16 protein-coding genes are annotated in these 20,647 nt (G+C 46.0%); 7 read left to right on the forward strand and 9 right to left on the reverse strand.

Annotated elements, in window-relative coordinates; all coding sequences use genetic code 11:
- Positions 1-256: 256 nt before the first annotated feature.
- Together trxA and IEU85_RS04865 are read left to right on the forward strand one after the other, a co-directional pair.
- Complete coding sequence (gene trxA / locus IEU85_RS04860) at positions 257-577, forward strand: thioredoxin (protein ID WP_188355124.1); 321 nt, start codon at positions 257-259, stop codon at positions 575-577.
- A gap of 333 nt (positions 578-910) precedes the next feature.
- Positions 911-1,936 (forward strand): resuscitation-promoting factor, encoded by a 1,026-nt coding sequence (locus IEU85_RS04865; RefSeq protein ID WP_188355125.1) that lies wholly within the window; start codon positions 911-913, stop codon positions 1,934-1,936.
- Between the two features lie 927 nt (positions 1,937-2,863).
- On the opposite strand, the gene pstB is transcribed toward IEU85_RS04865, so the two are convergent.
- From pstB to IEU85_RS04890, 5 genes are all read right to left on the reverse strand, one after another.
- The gene (gene pstB, locus IEU85_RS04870) at positions 2,864-3,643 is read right to left on the reverse strand and encodes a phosphate ABC transporter ATP-binding protein PstB (RefSeq protein ID WP_188355126.1); all 780 of its coding nucleotides are present in this window, start codon (positions 3,641-3,643) and stop codon (positions 2,864-2,866) included.
- Between the two features lie 70 nt (positions 3,644-3,713).
- Positions 3,714-4,688 carry a phosphate ABC transporter permease PstA gene (gene pstA, locus IEU85_RS04875; protein WP_188355339.1) on the reverse strand — a complete coding sequence of 325 codons (975 nt, stop codon included), beginning with the start codon at positions 4,686-4,688 and terminating at the stop codon, positions 3,714-3,716.
- Positions 4,689-4,897: 209 nt separating this feature from the next.
- On the reverse strand, positions 4,898-5,866 hold the full coding sequence (pstC, locus tag IEU85_RS04880; RefSeq protein WP_229714764.1) for a phosphate ABC transporter permease subunit PstC: 969 nt from the start codon (positions 5,864-5,866) through the stop codon (positions 4,898-4,900).
- A gap of 115 nt (positions 5,867-5,981) precedes the next feature.
- Positions 5,982-7,424, reverse strand: a complete 1,443-nt coding sequence (pstS, locus tag IEU85_RS04885) for a phosphate ABC transporter substrate-binding protein PstS (RefSeq protein WP_229714765.1) — start codon at positions 7,422-7,424, stop codon at positions 5,982-5,984.
- 327 nt (positions 7,425-7,751) lie between these two features.
- Positions 7,752-8,573, reverse strand: coding sequence for a response regulator transcription factor (locus tag IEU85_RS04890; RefSeq protein ID WP_308469301.1), 822 nt, complete (start codon positions 8,571-8,573; stop codon positions 7,752-7,754).
- Between the two features lie 832 nt (positions 8,574-9,405).
- On the opposite strand from IEU85_RS04890, the gene IEU85_RS04895 reads away from it, so the two are divergent.
- A complete protein-coding gene (locus IEU85_RS04895; protein WP_188355127.1) occupies positions 9,406-10,278 on the forward strand; it encodes a putative endonuclease domain-containing protein in 873 nt (290 codons plus the stop codon).
- On the opposite strand, the gene IEU85_RS04900 is transcribed toward IEU85_RS04895, so the two are convergent.
- The 3 genes from IEU85_RS04900 to IEU85_RS04910 all read right to left on the reverse strand — a co-directional run bounded on the left by IEU85_RS04900 (position 10,250) and on the right by IEU85_RS04910 (position 13,759).
- Positions 10,250-11,737: an ATP-binding protein gene (locus IEU85_RS04900; protein WP_188355128.1), complete on the reverse strand. Its 1,488-nt coding sequence runs from the start codon at positions 11,735-11,737 to the stop codon at positions 10,250-10,252. The two genes, IEU85_RS04895 and IEU85_RS04900, sit on opposite strands and share 29 nt — an antisense overlap.
- Before the next feature lie 123 nt (positions 11,738-11,860).
- Complete coding sequence (locus IEU85_RS04905; RefSeq protein ID WP_188355129.1) at positions 11,861-13,063, reverse strand: CPBP family intramembrane glutamic endopeptidase; 1,203 nt, start codon at positions 13,061-13,063, stop codon at positions 11,861-11,863.
- A 453-nt stretch (positions 13,064-13,516) separates the two neighbouring features.
- Positions 13,517-13,759 carry a hypothetical protein gene (locus IEU85_RS04910; RefSeq protein ID WP_188355130.1) on the reverse strand — a complete coding sequence of 81 codons (243 nt, stop codon included), beginning with the start codon at positions 13,757-13,759 and terminating at the stop codon, positions 13,517-13,519.
- 352 nt (positions 13,760-14,111) lie between these two features.
- Here IEU85_RS04910 and IEU85_RS04915 point away from each other — a divergent pair, with 352 nt between their 5' ends.
- From IEU85_RS04915 to IEU85_RS04930, 4 genes are all read left to right on the forward strand, one after another.
- The gene (locus IEU85_RS04915) at positions 14,112-15,746 is read left to right on the forward strand and encodes an Mbeg1-like protein (protein ID WP_188355131.1); all 1,635 of its coding nucleotides are present in this window, start codon (positions 14,112-14,114) and stop codon (positions 15,744-15,746) included.
- Positions 15,747-15,977: 231 nt separating this feature from the next.
- Entirely contained in the window at positions 15,978-17,393 is a 1,416-nt protein-coding gene (locus tag IEU85_RS04920) for an aspartate ammonia-lyase (RefSeq protein ID WP_229714796.1), read from the forward strand.
- A gap of 545 nt (positions 17,394-17,938) precedes the next feature.
- Complete coding sequence (locus IEU85_RS04925) at positions 17,939-18,772, forward strand: mechanosensitive ion channel family protein (protein ID WP_371866639.1); 834 nt, start codon at positions 17,939-17,941, stop codon at positions 18,770-18,772.
- Positions 18,772-19,284, forward strand: a complete 513-nt coding sequence (locus tag IEU85_RS04930; RefSeq protein WP_188355134.1) for a GNAT family N-acetyltransferase — start codon at positions 18,772-18,774, stop codon at positions 19,282-19,284. Before IEU85_RS04925 ends, IEU85_RS04930 begins: the two co-directional genes overlap by 1 nt.
- Positions 19,285-19,466: 182 nt before the next feature.
- On the opposite strand, the gene rfbB is transcribed toward IEU85_RS04930, so the two are convergent.
- The gene (rfbB, locus tag IEU85_RS04935) at positions 19,467-20,549 is read right to left on the reverse strand and encodes a dTDP-glucose 4,6-dehydratase (RefSeq protein WP_188355135.1); all 1,083 of its coding nucleotides are present in this window, start codon (positions 20,547-20,549) and stop codon (positions 19,467-19,469) included.
- Positions 20,550-20,647 lie beyond the last annotated feature (98 nt).

The following is a 20,647-nucleotide window of genomic DNA, read 5'->3' on the forward strand; positions in this document are numbered from 1 at the left end:
TAAGCCCAACTGATCTATTGCTCAAAATACATTCGAGATACATGTGAGACGCATGTGAATACATGTGAGATACCTACCAAAACCCATGTCATGCTGTGAGATGAATTTGCTGTGTATCCTAGCCATCTCACCTGTAATATGAGATGCTAATACCAATAGGCATTACGTATGTATCAGGCACAAGTGAGCAATACTTGGTCATACAATGACACTTGGTCAGGCGCTATGCGCTTGACAACACTATGAAAGGGGAATCATGGCAACACAGGCATTGTCAGCACAGAATTTTGAAGACACCATTACAAAAAACCCTATTGTACTTATTGACTTTTGGGCAACTTGGTGTGGACCTTGCCGTGCTTTCGGACCAATCTACGAAAAAGCTTCCGGCGAGCACGATGATATTGTATTCGCAAAAGTTGATGTCGATCAAGAACAAGCCCTGGCACAATCCGCACAGATTCAAGCAGTACCAACCTTGATGGCATTCAAAGACGGCAAAGTAGTATTCAAGCAGGCAGGTGCTTTGCCAGCACCAGCACTTGAAGAGCTAATTGGCAAGATTAAGGCTCTGTAATTATTTGTGCTTACTTATGGTTACTTGTAGTTACTTGAATGATGTCAGTAACCTGTAAGCCATTACAATAATCTTAAAAATAAACGATATGGAGCTATCTAAGCATATATAGGCTATGTGCTTGGGTAGCTCTTTTGTATTTCGCCTTTGCCTTATATCTACCTAGGCACACGTGCGCATGGACTCATATTCGAGAATCCAAATTCAAAAGTCTTATGAATTAGCACGTAAATAAGGCTTATAATATCGCCATTCGCAAGAAATTATTCCGACAGTCGGACAGTAGGACTATGATTGTTGGGAACTGTGTACATGTTGCTTTCAAGGAGAATTATGGCACAACACCGCAAACAGTCATCTCTACTTACTAAGATTCGCACACGTCAAGGAGCCGCAATCGCAGCGCTAGCAACCGTGGCAATCTTGGCAACTGGCGGTACTGTGTGGCATGCTGTCAGTGCTTCACCAGCACAGTCTCCTACAAACGGGATTTCGCAGTATTCAGCGACGGATTCTAGTCAGGTCAATGCGTTTAAGGCAGCTTCCCGTGGTGAATTCCGTGAAACACTAAACGAAGGTCGTGGTGGCGCAGATGCCAATACTTCATACATCAAAGTCGTAATCAACGGTCAGTCCAAAGTCGTGCTTGGCGTTAATTTCACCGACGTGAAATCAGTGCTTGATCAAGGCGGCATTACATTAGAGCCAGAGGACACTGTTTCCCCAAGCCTTACCACAAAGGTCACCGAGTCCACAGTTATTACTATCGAACGTGCTGGGACAACAGTTGAAACCAGCGAATCCGAAATCCCATTCAACACTATCGAAGAGAAAACCGATTCGTTGCCAGAGGGAACTCGCAAAGTAAAAACAGAAGGCAAGAATGGTGTTATGGAATCCACCAACCTTGTAACCAAGACTGGAAACAATGTGGTGAGCAGCGTGCCATTTAGCGCATATGTTAAGCAGGCTCCAGTTGAGAAGGTTATCCTTGTTGGCACTGGGAAGAAGGTCTCAAGCAACTCTGCAGGTTCCGCATCAGTGAATCTGGGGACCACTGCACCTGTGAGCCAAATTCAGCAGGCAGCTCATGATGCTGTTATTGCACGTGGATGGAGCGAAGCTGATTTTACCGCTCTAGTGCAGCTATGGAATCATGAAAGCGGTTGGAATCCAAATGCGCTGAATCCGTCTTCTGGTGCGCGAGGCATTCCACAGTGCAATCCAAGCGGCGGACAGTCTTGCCCTGCACTTGGTGATTGGCAAGGACAGATTACTTGGGGTCTGAATTATATTGCCGGTCGGTACGGTTCCCCTTCCCATGCGTATAGCGTTTGGCTTTCTCAGCGTTGGTACTAATCATCAGGTACTCAGGTACAGTGTGTTTCCTGAGTGAATATGTGATATAGCTTGTGCTCTTGAACTCATCGGGTTCAAGAGCTTTTTTATGCTCCCCTACATGTGACTATCTTGTCGTCACATATCGTGCACTGAGCCGTACCAAATGCTCCTACCTAGTGTTCTTACGGCTTTTCTTTGCTCACATTGCATCAACGCTTTTACATCTTCCCCACCTCTTTCATCGCTTTCGTCTCCCATGCTCACCTCACTCCAATGCTCATCTCACTCCCCTTATCCAGCTCAGCCTCCTCATTTCTTCATCGCCACCACGACTTTCGTCTTCTCCCATCCTTCCCATTGCCCTCTATGACACAAATCTGTCGAGTTGTGAAGTGATTAAAGCTCAGTATTCTTATTCATGACGGTTACTTGCTTGATATTTCGTCAATCCGCTAACTCAGTGTTACAGATGTCTTGCAGCATCACTTCACAACTCAGAATTCCACTGCTTTCATCACCGCTTTATATCTATACCGACCAACTTTTCGCCAATGGACCCCCCCTTCAGCCTCACCTCTTTTCCTCTACCTGAACCATCTGCCGAGTTGTGAAGTGATTGAAGTTCACTCATCCTATTAGCAGAGATTATTTGCTTGAAATTCCGCCGAACTATTAGCTTAGAGTTACGGACGCTTTATCAAATCACTTCACAACTCGATACTGCGTTATTTACAGCAGAATCTCTCGCTTATTCCGAGAAAAATCAATCCGATAAACACTCATATCCCTGCTAAAGCAACAAACTCACCACGGCATAGACAAGTACACATTCTCTACAACATGCCTAGAGACACGTTCCCTGCACGCCCCCACACATACAAATAGGGCTAGATCGCTTGATCTAGCCCTATTCCAATCAAAACCATCGATTGAGCAGTACGAACTCTATCCAAATCGTCCAGAAATATATCGTTCAGTCTCAGTGTCTTTTGGATTTTCAAAAATCACCTTTGTTTCGTCCATTTCCACAAGGTGACCAGGTTTTCCTATCTCTTTGAGATTAAAGAACGCCGTATAATCGCTGACTCGAGCAGCCTGCTGCATGTTATGAGTCACAATCACAATGGTATAGTCTCGCTTGAGCTCATTGATCAAATCCTCAACAGCCAGTGTGGAAATAGGATCCAACGCAGAACAAGGCTCATCCATAAGCAACACTTGAGGGTGCACAGCAACAGCACGGGCAATACACAGACGCTGTTGCTGACCGCCAGAAAGCCCGATGCCAGGTTTATCAAGTCGATCTTTTACTTCATTCCACAAGTTCGCACCGCGCAGTGCCCACTCTACAAGATCATCAGCATCAGATTTGCTGATTTTCTTGTTATTCAGTCGAACTCCCGCCAACACGTTTTCCCGAATAGACATGGTCGGGAATGGGTTCGGACGCTGAAACACCATACCCACATCGCGGCGGACAGCAACGGGATCAACATCATCGCCATACAGATTTCGGCCTTCTAACAGCACTTCTCCCGTCACATGTGCGCCTGGAGTAATCTCGTGCATGCGATCCAGTGTGCGCAATACTGTTGATTTTCCACAACCCGAAGGTCCAATAAAGGCCGTAACTTTGTTGGCTTGAATATGTATATTCACATCTTCAACAGCAAGAAAATCACCATAGTATACATTCAAATGGTTTACGTCTATACGCTGTCCCATGATTCTCCTTTACCAATAACAAATATCTAGTGTAAGTGTTTACGAGTGCAGTATTCTTGTCGCCCTACGCCTATTTTTGCGTTTGTACAGCAAAGATTTTTGCAATCATTCTTCCAATAAAATTCAGCAACATCACTACTATAATCAGCGCCAATGCGGCTGCCCAAGCACGTTCCATAGGAATACTTGACACACAAGTGTTAAGAGCATTTGGAGGGCAAGTTGCATTGAGTTTGCTGTATTCCTGATACACGTACACAGGCAATGTGGTCATTTTGCCAGCGAAAGGATTGAGATTCGTGGATGCGATAAAACCGGCAGTCATCAGCAATGGCGCGGTTTCGCCAACAACGCGAGCAATGGCTAGAATTGCACCAGAAACGATACCTGGCAACGCTGTGCGCAACACAATACGCACGATGGTCCGTTGTTGGGTAACACCCAGCGCATATGATGCCTCGCGCAGATCATTCGGTACAATTCTCAGCATTTCTTCCGAGGATTTAACCACAGTAGGAATCATCAATAATGACAAGGCGACCGCGCCAGCAATGCCATTTGTGGATCCTGGACCAAAGACCAGCGTAAACATAGAGAAAGCAAACAAACCAGCAACAATGGATGGAATACCGCTCATAACATCGACTAGCAGAGAAATTGCTTTGGCGAACTTACCGTTATGCGAATATTCCACAAGATAGACGGCACACATAAGCCCAATCGGAATCGAAATCACCATTGCGGCGAATGTGATTTCAAGCGTTCCAATAAGCGCATGAAGGATGCCGCCATAACCTCCGCTAGGTGTCTGATTACCACCAATAACACCATTCATATTATGGGTGAGGAAGTCTAGATTAAACCTGCGAAGCCCGTTACTAAGTACAGTCCACAATACTGAAATCAGCGGCACAAGAGCAATGAGAAATGCGATACCGATCAGCACGCGCATTACCAGATCTTTGCGTTTGCGTGAAGCAATATGGGAACGTGTTGGCTCGAACTTCTCCCAGTTAATCACTGGCATCGAATCTTGCTGGACCATCAACTCATCCCCATTCGAGGCATTTTTCGCTACATTATGAGTTGCATCTTGACTTGCAAACTGCAATACATTCTGAGATGTATTGATAGTAGTCTCAGTCTCATGTCGCTGCCCTGATTGCTTCGTCAACATAGACTCCTCGGTTGTCGGTGTGCTACCTGAAGTGCCTGAAGAGGATTCAGCCCTTGTAGATGGTGTATGAGTAGACATTACGCACCCACCTTACGAGTAATAGAACGAGCGATTGCATTAACTGCAAAAGTAATCACAAACAACACCAAACCAGTTGCAATTAACACAGCCACGCCTAAATCATTCGCCTCGGGATATTGGGCCGCGATATTAGCCGCGATTGTTTGATTTTGTGAAGCTTGGAAAAGTTTAATACTGTAGGAGAGACCTGGAGAAAGAATCATCAACACGGCCATAGTCTCACCAAGAGCACGTCCCAATGCCAACATTGACGCGGAAATAACGCCGGACATACCGAATGGAAGTACTGCCAGCCGTATCATTTCCCACTTGGTAGCGCCCAAAGCAAGCGCCGCCTCTTGCTGCAACTTAGGTGCTTGAAGGAAAATATCGCGTGAAAGCGAGGTGATAATCGGCATAATCATTACAGCAAGTACAATGCCTACTGTTGCAACAGTGCGTGATGGGTCTGCGACTGGACCAGCAAAAATTGGAATCCAGCCGAATACTGCTGAAATTTGCTTCCAAACTGGAACAATTGCAGGCACTAACACTAATCCGCCCCACAAGCCATACACTACGGACGGAATTGCAGCTAATAAATCAATAATATAGCTCAAGATTGCAGCAAGGCGCTTAGGGGCATAATGCGAAATAAATAGTGCAATACCAATAGATACGAAGAATGCGAATAATAAAGAAATTGCGGAAACTAACACCGTGCCAAACAGCAGAGGTCCAACATAACCCCAAAACGTTTGGGCGCCCCCACCCGTGAGATTAGCAATTACGTCTGCTATCTCTTGCTTATTGCCGCCGAGAGCTGGCCACGCGCGTAACCCTAGGAAAATGAAAACCGCGGCAAGCGTTGCCAAAATAAGCAATCCACAAAGTTTTGCAATAATGCGGAAAATGGTATCCGCAGCTTTACCACTATGTTCGCTACTGGTTGTCATAGTTGGTGCAGCTGTTGTTGCTTCACTCATTGCCTGACCTTCTTTCACCAAACTATCCTCTACTCTGAAGTACTATGCCGCGCTCCGACGCGCGCTGACGTCCTCTGATATATGTGCTATTCGTATTTCGATGAGATACTGCATATCACAATTTTGATGCGGACTGATTATTTGGACTATCTGGGAGATCTGGAACTGCCGAGGAAGCTGGGGCCGCCGGAGCTTCGATAGCCTGCACCGATTGCGCAACACGCTCTCGTAAATTATGGGGAAGAGGCGCCGTTCCAGCATTTCGAGAAGCCAACGCCTGCCCACGCTCACTCGTTATGTAATCAAGCCATACGCGCATAAACTGCGTCGTAGAAGCGTTGCTATACTGCGTGCATGCTATGGCATAGGAAACCAGAACAATCGGATATGCCCCAGGTTTGTCCGTTGTATGATTTACTTGTACAATCACACGATTATTTTGCGAGCGCTTCTGGTCAATATGCGAATCTTCGAGTGCCTTCGTTGCCCCTTCTACACTCACTGCAACAGGAGGTTGACTGCTATTAACAGATAATGCAACAGTTGCGAGTTTGCCAATTTGAGAATAATCAGCATACCCGATGGTACCCGCAGCTTGTTGTACTGTGGCGACTACACCTGATGTACCCTTGGCACCTTGACCAACATTATTAGGCCAGTTTTCACTCAAATCATACTGCCATTGTCCGGCTGCGGCATCCTTGAGATAGCTTACAAAATTCAGTGTTGTACCTGATTTATCTGAACGATGCACCACGGTAACTGGCAAGTCAGGAAGATTAAACTGCGGATTGAGCGCTTGCAAACGACGGTCATTCCAACGAGTAATGGTGCCATTGAATACGTTTGCGAGCGTATTTGCATCCATAACAATATGCTGATCTTGCCCCACAACACCTGGAAGATTGACAATCACTGCAATTGGCGAAATCATAACCGGAACATCGAAAGCTTGCCCAACCGCACATACGGAAGATGATTGAGCAAGCTGTTCATCGCTGAGCACAGCATCAGAGCCAGCCCAAGCAGACGCACCCATAAGAAAAGTATTGACTCCAGCACCAGATCCTGAAGGATCATATCCAATAGCAATATCAGTGTTACTCGCTTGGAATCCTGCAATCCACGATTCCATCACTGCCTGCTGCGACGAAGCGCCAGCACCAGAAAATTCACCTGAGAGGTCAGTATGCGGCGCTAAATCCTGCTGGGTAAGACCAGCACCTTGAGCTTGGGAACGTAAATCCTGTGCGGTTGGGAAGTTATCGCCGCATGCACTCAAAGCTGGTAATACACCGATTATACAGAGTGCGGCAATAAAGCGCTTTACTCGTGGAACATTTGAGGAAGCGTTACTCACGGTTTTACTGGGAGTATTGACAACTTTAGGAGTATTAGTTGCGCTAGTGACTTTTGCTGTGTTAGCAGGATTTGCCGTGTTAACAGGACTTGCCGTATCGGCAGTGTTAACGATATTAGCGGTGTGAACAGCATTCAAGGTATTAGCAACAGTATTTGCTGGAACTGAGTATTTACTGTGTTTGTTCATCATTTGCATGAAAAAACCTGCATGCTGATTATGCTTGAGATTCAGCAACCGAAAAACTCGCATCTTATCCCTTACACACGTAGCTTTCATTACTTCAAGCATAAATCATGGGTTTGGGAAAGCGTGCAGTTTATATGAACAATAGGTGAACTCTTAGCATAAGTGCTTTTGAGGTGAGTAATTCTGCAGTGTAGCTATACAATTCCATGTGATGCTAATACATCATGCGATACTGATACACGGTGTAATATGGATACACCCTGTAATACCGATACTCAACTTGGTAAAACTTCTGAATCACTCCATGCAAAATATTATGCAAAATATTAGAAAACCCTACTCTTGAGACTGCGGAAGGTCAAAACGATAACCAAGTCCGCGCACGGTGGTGATATACTGTGGGCGCGAAGGATTAAGTTCAATTTTCGCGCGAATCCTTTTGATATGAACATCTAGGGTTTTCGTATCACCGACATAATCAGCACCCCAAATACGCTCAATAAGTTTCGCACGCGTAACAACCAAGCCCTTATGACGCATCAAATACTCAAGTAGCTCAAATTCTTTCAGCGGAAATGGCACATCCTGACCGCGGACAGCAACAATATGCCGAGCAGCATCTAAGCGAATATTGCCATATTCAAGCACAACTTGGTTATCTGAAGAATCATTGGACAACAACGGTTTAATACCTGTCTGCTCCTGAAATGCAAGTGAGGCATCAGAAGCAGTTTCAGCATTCGTTGAAAAACCATGACGGCGCAAAACCGCATGGACACGCGCCAGCAACTCACGAAATGAATATGGCTTGGTCACATAGTCATCTGCACCGAGTTCAAGACCAAGCACTTTATCAAGTTCACTACCTTTTGCAGAAACAACAATAATTGGTATATGGCTCTGCTTCCTGATGGCTTTGCACAGCGAAAGCCCGTCAAGCCCTGGTAACATCACGTCGAGAATGGCAATATCGATGGTGTTATTGAGAAAAATATCGAGACCTTGATCTCCACTTGCCGCGGTAAGTACCTCGTATCCTTCACGGCGGAATCGGTATGCGAGTGGCTCACGATATGATTCTTCATCTTCAACAATGAGCATGCGAATCGAATGATTGACGCCGTTTTGGGATGTCTTTGCAGGAACTTGGAAAATCATATACTCGCTCGCCCTCCAGTATGTAGCTATGCGGTACGAGATTGTTTACGTCAATGATTATAGGCACTGTACTGAATATGCGAAATGTACCGTCCGAGAGCTCAATGCAGCATGTGCGAAAACTACATGAGTTCATTCCGTATTTAGAGGCAGCACTAGGCATACCAATGATGCGATACCGGATATGGAAACGATGTGATACCAAAATAGAGGCTGGATAGTACCAAACACTATAGCCAGTACGATATCAAACGCAAAAGCTGGGGAAATCTATGTACAGTTCAAAAAGAACGCCAGTCATATCAACGTACCAGACGCGTCGGATACCGGATATTGGATTTATCTGCCGCTCAGCACAATCACAACGAATTTGAGCGCCAAACTATCGATTGTTCCTGTTGGCTACAGCCCGATTGTTCCAGTTTGCAACGGCATGTTTTCTCTCTCTTTCGCGGAGCAAGTCACGAGTTGTGAAGTGATTGGAAAAGTAATGTGTCACTGCTGTTGACGATGCCCTGCACAAAACCCTACAATTACACGCTTCTGCAATAACACAGTGTGGTCGAATACAGGCTCTTGAATCGCAATCACTTCACAACTCTGCCTACACGGTGCACAGTCATCTAGGGACTATCATGCAAGTTGCTACGGTATTCCAGCCCACCATCACATCACAGATCTTTATCCCCATCACATGCCTTCTACACACCATCACGTGCCTTCTACTCCCACCCCATCCTCCACCCCCTACTCAAACTAATAGGGGGTATCCAATGGTCAACAACTCCAAAAACTCTTTCAAAACAAGCTCGCCAAACACTAGACTTTCTCTATGAATTTTTATGCGAATACACTGCCCATCGATGGACTGCAATTACAACAGCAGACTCAAACGATGATAGAACGCTGCCTAAAGGCACAAGCCCGCACAAAGCAGCAGCTCATATTCGGCATGCTTACCGCACTTACTATTCATGGATTAGAATTCCCGCACAACCGTAAAGCACAGCAACACCGCAATACACTTTTTGCCATTGCGCGTAATGCCGCATCACGAACTAGTCTGAAAGGAGTGCTGTTTAGGGTATGGACTCATCCAATGGGAACAATCCGCCTTGACTGTGGGATAGAAATAACCGATGTATTCACAACACTGATGCAGGTGGCACAATGGTGCACCCGCATAGAACTCACTGTATTATTTGACCTCGTACAGCGCAGACAACACCAGCTATTGCCTACGTTTTGCCGAGACGCTGCATCTTTTCTTGATTCCACTGGGTTGTTACGTGGAAAGTCCAATATTCGGTGGGCACTTGCCCACACGCGCGCCAATACTGATTCCAGTATGGAAACTCGCCTACGTTTAGCCCTCACAGTCAAGGGACGATTACCAGAGCCAAATATAAATTTTCGTTTGCAAGATAATACTTCATACGACTATTGGTTCTTGGACCTAGCATATCCTCGCCTAAAAATCGCCATTGAATATCAAGGAGGTACTGTTCATAGCACCGCACACCAAGTGCGCAATGATAGCGATAAAATCACGCGTCTCCAGCTCATGGGATGGCTCTGTCTTACCATCAGCATCCAGCATATACGCACAGAACAAGCAACCGCCACCACAATTCAATGGATTCGAGATATACGCAGAACCAGACAACGCGCCTTTGCTAGACGGCACAAGGCAGCAGCACTGTAACCGTGGTGCCTTCACCTAGGCGCGACCACAAGTCCACTCGACCTCCGGCTTGTTCAACCAACTGCTTTACAATTGCAAGACCTAAACCAGATCCTCCAGTATTCCTTGACCTCGCTGGATCCACGCGATAAAACCGCTCAAAAACTCGCATGGTATCCTCCTTCGGAATACCATCGCCTAAATCTACAACGCGAATTGCGATACAATCCCCATACTTTTCAGTATCAGATTCAACACTGATTGAAACTGTGGTGTATGGCGCGGAATATGCAATGGCATTATTAACAATATTGGCAACGATAGTCCGCAAATCCTGTGCTCGAATCGCGACTATCCAACGACAGGAATCATCATCCATGCTGTACTGCCGGATAACATGCTGGCCTGCAATATGCTGTCCCGTATCATCGGCAGTGCGCCTAAGTCCAACAGGATGCCCATCCTCCACACATGTAAACACCACATGAATATGCTTTGCCTGCGCTTGCACTGCACTGTCATCAATAGCTTGTTGAATTACTTGTACAGCATTACAAACTTCACCAACAACTTCCTTGCAGTTACAGGCATCTACATTGCTCAAAACAGAATTACTATGTTCAACATTGCCGCCCAAAGGGGCAGATTCACCACTTTCCGCCAATACATCAACGCCACCAGCTGTTCCATAGTAAACATCGATGCCAGCGTCAACACTAATGTTACTGTCGCCAACATTCGCGCTCAAATTCGATTCCGCACGCTGACTGCTCGATCTTGAAATATCAAGAATCTGAGCAACCAAATCCTGCAAACGCCTACTTTCGCGCAAAATACGTGAACTAAAATAATGCACAGCCTCAGTATCATCTTCAACATCGGCAAGCGTCTCTGCCAACAAGCTAATAGCACCAATTGGCGTTTTCAACTCGTGTGAGAGATTAGATATCAAATCCTTCTGCATAGTATCCAACTGATGCTGATCTCTAACATCACGCGCAACAATCGCACACAAACGCTCAAAACCACAAAATCCCAAATTCAGCACCTGTACCAGCAGCAACCCTTGCGTTCCCTCAACCGGCTGCTTAATCTGCATGCTTTGCCATTGACAAGCACCACGCTCCACATAATCATTTTCCAACGCCTGCATCACTTGCAGTAGCCCATCATGCAGGACGCGGTTTTGTGCCAAAAGCTCGATCTGTTTTGCGCTATCGTTTACAAAAACTATCTCACCATATACATCAGCGACACAAATAGCATCATTACTACGCTGGATCATCGCATAGGCTATTCGTTCAAAAGCTGCATCATGTAAAGGCTCGGAGACGATGCTTCCTAACTTGCCTATCTTCGACGCATGCTTTGCATGTACCCGCTGCAGCAGCGTAAATATGCCGTAACCAGCAAACCCAAGAACTACTACCGCGCATGCAGCGAGCACTATGCTCACCATGCCTATTGAAATACCAGTCACAGCACCCCCTACATGCATTTGCGTGCACTTTATTGCGGTAGTTTGTTATGCAGCCGTCATCATATCTCCGAGCGCCGATCCCAAATATAACAACCATGGCAACCACAATAATCACATGCAAAACTACTGGAATATCGACAAAAACGGCGAAACAATAGTCGCAAAAACAGTTAGCACCACGAAGAGCATCATCCCCGCATTTAGCCAAGCTGTGCGCGCTGCAATGCCTGGCACCAGCTGCCAATCCGCAGGACGTAACTCGATCTTCTTACGATTGCGAACCCACAGCACGATACCAGCAATAACTAAGCCCAAAATAACCAAGCCATAAATTACATACACTACGCCGCCGCCTTGCATAAGCTCACTGAACTGATCCTTAGCCGACTGCTGATCATCAATTACCAAGCTACCTTCATCACCAGCAATCAGCGAAAGCACTGTAGGCACCACGCCGCCCATGAAGTTCACAGCCATATGCAACCAAATCGTGTATTGAATCTTACCCGTGCGCAAATAAATATACGCCCACATCGCACCCCATGCGAGTGTGTAGAAAAACTGATATGGATTCGCATGCATAAGTGCAAACAGCAGTGCAGACACCCCAATTGCGAGCGCCTCACCATAGCGATGCAAGCGGTCAATAATCATTTTTCGGAATACAATTTCTTCAACAATTGGAGCCATAAGAACCGTAATCACCGCATCAATCAGCATGCTTGCAGGCGTAGGATTTGCATACATACTCTCCAAAATGTTGGAATAATTACCGTTTGACAACGAATCAGCAGTCAGATTTCCTAAAATACTTCCCGCATACATGAGCGGAATGCCCATAATAAAAATGGTAATCCACCGCTTAGGCGTCATTCGAGCAGCTGGATCATCTGCGCGTGGGCGGGGAGGGAAAGATGGCACCAGCTGCATAATTAGCAAACACAGTGGAAAACCAACAAAATACTGTGCTCCGGAAGATTCGAGGGTATCGATGATATTAACCCATTGCCCTTGCGGCTGGGGGAACCAAAAGTCAATGCCCGCAGAGATTAGTGAATAAAACACTGATGTTGACAGTGTATAAACCAGCAACGCTAAGCCAATTCGAGAAAACGCTCTGCGCGCAATTTTAAGATTTACTTTCGGATACCAAGCTGCTTGAAAACGCCGCAATTTCAACCGATTTACATACTGTGGCGCATATCCTATAGGTGCCATATAAGGATTTTGTGAGTACTGACCATCAGAAGGCTGATACTGCCAATTTTGCATCGGGTACTGATTATGGTGATAGGAGGGCTGTAACCGCTGATCTTCGTGACTCATTCATATCCTTTCACCAAATCCATAACCACACTTGTCTCCTGCACGCCATATGTCGGTCGCTCACTAGCTCACACATTTCAACAAGCAGTGCAATGAATATCCATTCATTGTAATTCCTTTCTCCATAGTAGCGATATTTGATGATTTTTGGAACCGAAACGTATGAATCATGGTGCCAGCATACATGCGTAACAACTCGCTCTCAATCTCAGACTGTCAATACATGGACAGAGCTGACCGTTGAATTACAGGTATTCAAGCGCATTGCTAGCCGCTATAGGTGCATCGTTACTCAATATGGGTACGGCACCCCCTCCCCCCGAAAAAATCTACAGCAATTACCACGTATGCTCAGATCATTACCCAATGCAGGCGCATCGTTACTCGATACGTGCAGTTGTGAAGTGATTTCGTTTTGCATATTGCATGAAGCTTACAATCATTGGCGATTTTTCAGTCTTCTTCCTTCTCGAAAAACCCGGAGCACCCGTCAATCACTTCACAAGTCACAATATGTTCGCATATTCCGCCAATGTCTTTCTTCAACTGCGCATATCCAGAGGCTAAGCACCACATAAAACGTAGAACAACCGAATACACCATCAATTCTGATTTCCAACTCAACACGAGACGGCATCCCAAAATCGGTCTTGATACTTCCTGGAAAGTCAGCATGAAACCATACGAAAACCCCATACAGATACCTGTTCCATTTCCATGCAGACACCTGCTCGACACACATAGCGCAATCTAATTCCGTGCGAAAACTTCACCTCAGCAAGCACCAGCTCGGTAGCTTTAGCATAAAAAATCGCGTATGATACACATACAGGAAAGTGGCTGCACATGTAGTTACGAGGGAACAATGCAAAACAGTAGTCGTGAGCAATTCGATAGCGGAAAACAGCGCCATAGGAGTTCTTCCGCATTCCAATTACCGTTTTCCATATTCTCAAATGCCCCGACGAAAAGCTCAACTAATGAGTTACAGAACTCGTCTCCCGAAAAAGGAACAGGCTCTCCGGACCATAACGGCAGCGCACAAAACGTGACCTCTCGAAGTTCTCGCAATGCCACAACACCGTTTGCAGGAAGAGCCACACTACCTGACAATAATCAAAGCCAGCATGCAAATATCCTTGACTATGCTCGAACATTTACACGTTCATTTGATTTAAGCCCACTCAATGAGGTCGATATTCTTGTCTTTGCTCAGTTGATGTATCAGCGCATGCCTCAATGTGTGCCTAGAATTTCTGAAACATGTTTGCGTCAAGAGACACTGCGCAATCGCGTAGCATATGCTACTCAACTGCGCTCGCAACATCGGGCTTCCAAGGCTTTCAATACATTGAAGAACATTTTGTTCCCACAATTAGAGGCTGTTCCTCTTCGCACGGTTTCTGCAGCATTACCGCACACCGACTTTGCTTTTGATCAGGGTTTTGCTGGCGTTGCTGGAGTGGATGAAACCGAAGAATTACTCCGCACTCTTGCTGTAAATCCGCGTTTTATGGATGTAAAGATTGGCGCCTATGTCGATATTCTTGACTCCAATCAAGAAACGCAGTTCGCAGCGGCAGCGTTTATTCTGCCATCAGCCGCACAACAAAACCAACGGTTATTACCTTTGTCAACGAGTGCCACACAGACTAAACCTACTCTTCTGATTGTGTTTCGCGGTACCGATAGCTCTTTTATCGGCTGGAAAGAAGATTTTAATATGTCTTTTCAGTACCCAGTGCCTGCGCAAGAGCATGCTGCACAGTATATTAACCGTCTTGGTAACCTCTATAAACGCTATGCGCTTATTACTGCTGGCCACTCGAAAGGCGGTAATTTGGCGGTTTATGCCGCGCTTCATGCTGATACAGAAATACAGCAGCGTATTTCACACGTTTTTTCATTAGATGGTCCAGGTTTTCCTAAGGAAGTGGTTACTGGTCCTTCGTATGCCGCAATCGAACACAAGATTACAAAAATCGTTCCTGAAACATCAATTGTCGGCATGATTTTTGACACTCCAGAACAATGTAAGGTAGTCAAATCATCAGAATCTGGCATTATGCAACATCTGGCATTTAGTTGGCAAATTGATGCTCAGGCTTTGCTCCAAGCACAATTCCCAACAAACACAGCGTTCGGAGGTATTTCAGAGGCAGACTCTGCAACAATTGACGCCTCCACCCGATCAGGGGTTCAACAAACCACAAAGAACGCAAAAAAACATAAGGTTTCAACAGACACTAAAGAAAGATTGCAAAATCGGAATCAGGAACCGCATTTCATTTTCTTGCCGCATGTTGATTCCACCTCACGATTCTTTAGTGCATCATTGCATGAGTGGTTAGAGCAGCTTCCGAATACCAAACGCGAACAAGTTATCGATAGCATGTTTAGCGTATTACAAGCAAGCGGCGTGCAGTCGTTCATGCAGTTGCCAAGCAAACTTAATAAAGCTATCCCCCATATGCTTGAGGCTTGGCAGGAGCTCTCCAAAGATGATAAAGACCATATTATCGAGGCTTTCACGCTTTTTGCTCAAACTGCGTGGCAACAGCGCAATGTGCTGCAGAACACTGCATCTCATAGTGACAACTCCAGCAGTGCTAGTTCCGATAATATATCCGGAAATTCTAAAGCTGCTGCAACGAGCAACATAATGCCTCATAGCGATGCATAGTCGGTAATTGTTGAAGCGCTAAATGCTATGCTATGCGCTTGATGCAAGAATGTAGCGTTAGGATGAACTTCGCTATACATTTGCCATAACCTTTAATACATACCTCAAGTACTGCAAACACTACATATGGAATGCAAGAAATTAGAGATAACACCAATGAACACAAATACACATACCCCAACCACAGCCGCGCCGACACAAGCGAACAATACTTCACAAAGTCAAAACACCATGCGACTTGAACATGACTGCATCGGAACAAAGCAAGTCCCCGATTCAGTGTACTGGGGCATTCACACCCAGCGAGCCATCGAAAACTTCCCTGTAAGCGGCATCACAGATGGCGAGCATCCCGTCATGATTCAAGCGTTTGCAACAATCAAACGCGCGTGTGCACTAGCAAATCATGACCTTGGACTGCTTACTGAGCAGCAGGCACAAGCTATTACTACCGCGTGCCAAGAAATTGAACAAGGCAAGCTCCTTGATCAGTTCCCTATTGATGTATTGCAGGGTGGCGCCGGCACTTCGCTTAACATGAATATGAATGAGGTAATTGCTAATCGAGCCTTGGAGATACTGAACCAGCCACGCGGCGCATATGAGTATATTCATCCGAATGATGACGTCAATAAATCGCAATCTACTAATGATACCTATCCAGCGGCAAGTAAACTGGCCATTATCCGAGCTATCGAACCTTCGATTGCTGAATGTGAGCATTTAGCCAACGCATTCCACACTCTTGCAGACAAGCATATTGAAGACATTACTATCGGCAGAACACAGCTGCAAGATGCTGTACCTATGACGTTTGGGCAAGAATTCCATGCATTTGCGACAATGCTAAAATCCGACATAGCCATGTTACGCGCGGTAATTCCACATTTATGCACGCTGAATTTAGGCGCCACCGCTATTGGCACAGGTATTTGCGCAGACCTGCGGTTTAGAAAAGAAGCCACACAGCAACTCGCTCGTATTACACAACTACCTATCCGCGCAGCCTCTGACCCAGTTGCGGCAGTCACCGATATGAGCTCATATATGCATACGGCAGACGCTCTGCAAACCCTTGCTATGCACCTGAAAAAGGCAGCTGATGACTTGAGGCTGCTGAACTCTGGTCCTGCTTCTGGCTTTGGAGAGCTGACTGTGCCTGCACGTCAAGCGGGTTCCAGCATTATGCCAGCAAAAGTAAATCCAGTTATCCCTGAGTGCGTCAATCAATGCTGTTTCATGACATTTGGCATGCATACCACAGTAACTTGGGCCTGCAGTGAGGGGCAATTACAGCTCAATGCTTTTGACCCGGTGATTGTTCATACTATTTTGCAATCTATTGATATGCTGACTCGCGCAATGAGCATCTTTCGCACGCACTGTGTGGAAGGCATCACTGTGCATCGTGATATTGGTGAACAACATGCGCAAATGTCTCCTGCAATCGCAACCGCGCTTAATCCATACATCGGTTACGAGGAAGCGAGCGCAATCGCTAAACAGGCTGCCGCACAACGCAAAAGCGTACGCAATATCGCTGCCGAGAGTACTAATCTTTCCTCCCAAGAGCTTGATAATATCCTCGATCCTATTGCGCTTTCTCGGGGTTTAGGGCAGACTTGCCGTGAACATCAAGAGTCGTAGAGCATGTGCTGTTTTGGCTTCGTCTTGTCAGGAGGCACTCGGCTAAAATCCACTGACATGTCACCCTTTCCTCTGACTAATGCCTCTCGTATAGCAACGAGGGGCACTTCATATGCGAAATGAAACATATTGAAGTGTCCTAACCCGCGTTTCCCCTTTTCGTGCAGTCGAGTGCGGTCAGGTGCATTCGATTGCACTCGAGCGCAGTCAATTGTGCTCCACTCTCGAGTTGTGAAGTGATTGCGTCTAACATTCGCTTATACGCTACTATGGTTCGTTATAATTCCAAGCTTTCATATTCATACATAATGCGATATCGAAAATAATCACTTCACAACTGCGTATAGCCTTACAGATATAAACAGATACGAGAGGAGCCGAGAAATCGAAACGATGCGCACAGTGTTACCGCTACCACTACAATGGCAATAAACTATAACAATGCATGTGCTAATGCAGGATGCATTACAAAGAACATGTCCGACGCGTATAACAATGCATATAACTACACATACAACGACACATCAAACGACAAGGAGCAAACTGTGCAACAACTTATCGATGACCCACTACTCTGGCTGCAAGCACACGCAGCAAGTATTATTTTCCTCATCATTGTTGTTGCCGCAGCAGCCCTTATTACTAAAGCCACATCACGTATGCTGCAAATGCTGCTTGACAAGTCACATATACCAAGCGCCTCAATTTTCATTAATATCGTGCGCGTACTCATTTGGGTGTTTGCCGCAGCAATTGTGTTACAGCCGGTGTTTGGTATTAATCCGACAACACTTGTTACTGCGCTTGGTGTTGGCGGCATTGCAGTGTCGTTTGGCTTAAAAGACACAATTGCTAATATTGTCAGCGGCTTTGGTCTGATGCTAGGCAAAGTGTTACAGCCTGGAGACTTGGTCACTATCCAGGGGGTTACCGGCACGGTCAAAGATGTTACTTGGCGACACACTATTGTTATCGACCGCTCTGGCATGGAAATGTGGGTACCAAATTCAGTATTGAACACCACGGCGCTAGAAAAATTACCAGCCGCGAATGAGGCTATGATTTTAGTCCCGTTTGTGGCGCGCGGCACTAAACTCGATAATATGAGTATCGACGAACTGGCTCAATACATTACGGATCTTGTCAATACACAGACGCAAGATGTGATGCTGCCTGGCAACCCTGCGTTAGTTAAGTTCACTGGTTTTAGCCCATACGGCATTACAGGAAATGTAATGGCTTTTGCCAAACAAGGCATGTTTTTGTCAACAATGCAAGACCGCGTAACACGTGCCCTAGCCGGACAAGGGTTCTTAGTACAGGACGCCGCTGGCACAAGCGATGAATCAAGCGCAAACTCAGCCGAATTGGAGGCATAATGCATATTCGTCCCGCACAGCATAGTGATATTGATGAGCTTATTCGCCTGCTGCATCAAGTAGAAGATGTGCACTATCAGGCTCGACCTGACTTGTTTGTGCAAGGTGGCATTAAGCATTTCCCTCACGAATTAGAGCAACTGCTTACAGACCCAAATCAGCCAATTTTCGTCGCGGTGGCTGACAATGAGGATAGCGGCAAAACTCCACTACACCAGCAAACACAGGGCGAACATATTCTTGGTTATGCGATGTGCATATGGCATCACCACGACGGTTCGCACGCACTAGCGCAAGAGCTTTCGCTGCATATTGACGACTTATGCGTTGATCAGGAAGCTCGAGGATTAGGAGTAGGTACTGCCCTATATCGTCATGTGCGGGAGGTTGCGAGCGAGGCTGGCGCTCGCCGTATCACGCTTAATGTATGGGAGGGCAATCCTAAGGCACAGGCTTTCTATGATCATCTTGGGTTTAGAGCTTTTAGCCATAATCTAGAGCAATTGCTGTAGGTAGCTATAGGCAAGGGGTTTTGATTCAGCGGATTCAGCAGATTAAGCAGATTAAGCGGGCTCAGTAAGTAAATTCCGTCGATTCCGTTGATTCCGTAAAATCAGCAGACTCAGCAGTGCCCCTACCCCAGATTCGTTAATATTCCTGCCTAGATTCCCTATCGCCTCTGTCTAGTGCTACTCTAGTGTCCTTGCAACTGGTATGAGCGCTCTGTTGCCGCTTTATCATGGATCCACCATTCCTGATGCGATGCATACCAAGCGATTGTGCGCTCTATTTGCTCCTCAAATTGAGTATGCTGCGGATGCCACCCAAGCTCCCGCTCAATTTTCGAAGCATCCAATGCGTATCTCCTGTCTGCACCTGGACGATCTGCGACATGCTCAAAATCATGCTCATCCTTACCCATACAAGTAAGTATTAAACGCAATACATCTAGGTTGCTGTGCTCACCGTTTGCCCCAATAAGGTAGGTTTCACCAAGTTTTCCACGAGTGAGTACTGCCCATACTGCTGCACAGTGATCATCAACGGCAATCCAATCTCGCACTGCGAGCCCTGCGCCATATAACTTTGCCGGGCGTCCAGTTAATATATTCGTTATTTGTCGCGGAATAAATTTTTCTACATGTTGGTAGGGTCCAAAATTATTCGAACAATTCGAGATAGTGACTGGCACACCATATGTACGAAACCATGAACGGACTAAATGGTCACTCGCAGCTTTAGACGCCGCATATGGGCTTGACGGTCTGTATGGGCTGTGTTCGGTAAACTTTTCAGGAGAGTCAAGCGACAAATCGCCGTATACTTCATCTGTAGAAATATGGTGAAATCGAATGTGATGTTTCCGCACTGCTTGTAGTAGCACAGCCGTGCCGGTAACATTCGTTTGCAAAAATGGCATCGGATCCGCAATAGCATTATCATTATGTGATTCCGCTGCGAAATGTACGACTGCGTCTATTGGAGCAATAGGGCGTCCATCGTAAGTTCGCTTACCGGGTTGAGCAAGTATCTGCTCCACTAACTGCGCATCACAAATATCGCCATGAATAAAGGTATATCGAGACTCATCGCACCCTTTGAGGGAACTTCGTCTGCCAGCATAGGTCAGCGCATCTAGCACAGTGATATATACTTCTGGGTGATTTTTCATCACCCAATGCACAAAATTCGCACCAATAAATCCAGCACCGCCAGTTACCAAAATATGCTGAGGTTTGCATAAATCGTAAGGAACGTGTTGATTCTGCGACTGCATTGCTGTACTCTCCACAATTGCGCTACTGTATCGTATACTTATGAACAATATAGCGTGCTCGTTATGACATAACTACTAAGGCAATCGAATGACATGCC

The organism is Galliscardovia ingluviei (genome assembly GCF_014635685.1).
Taxonomy (GTDB): domain Bacteria; phylum Actinomycetota; class Actinomycetes; order Actinomycetales; family Bifidobacteriaceae; genus Galliscardovia; species Galliscardovia ingluviei.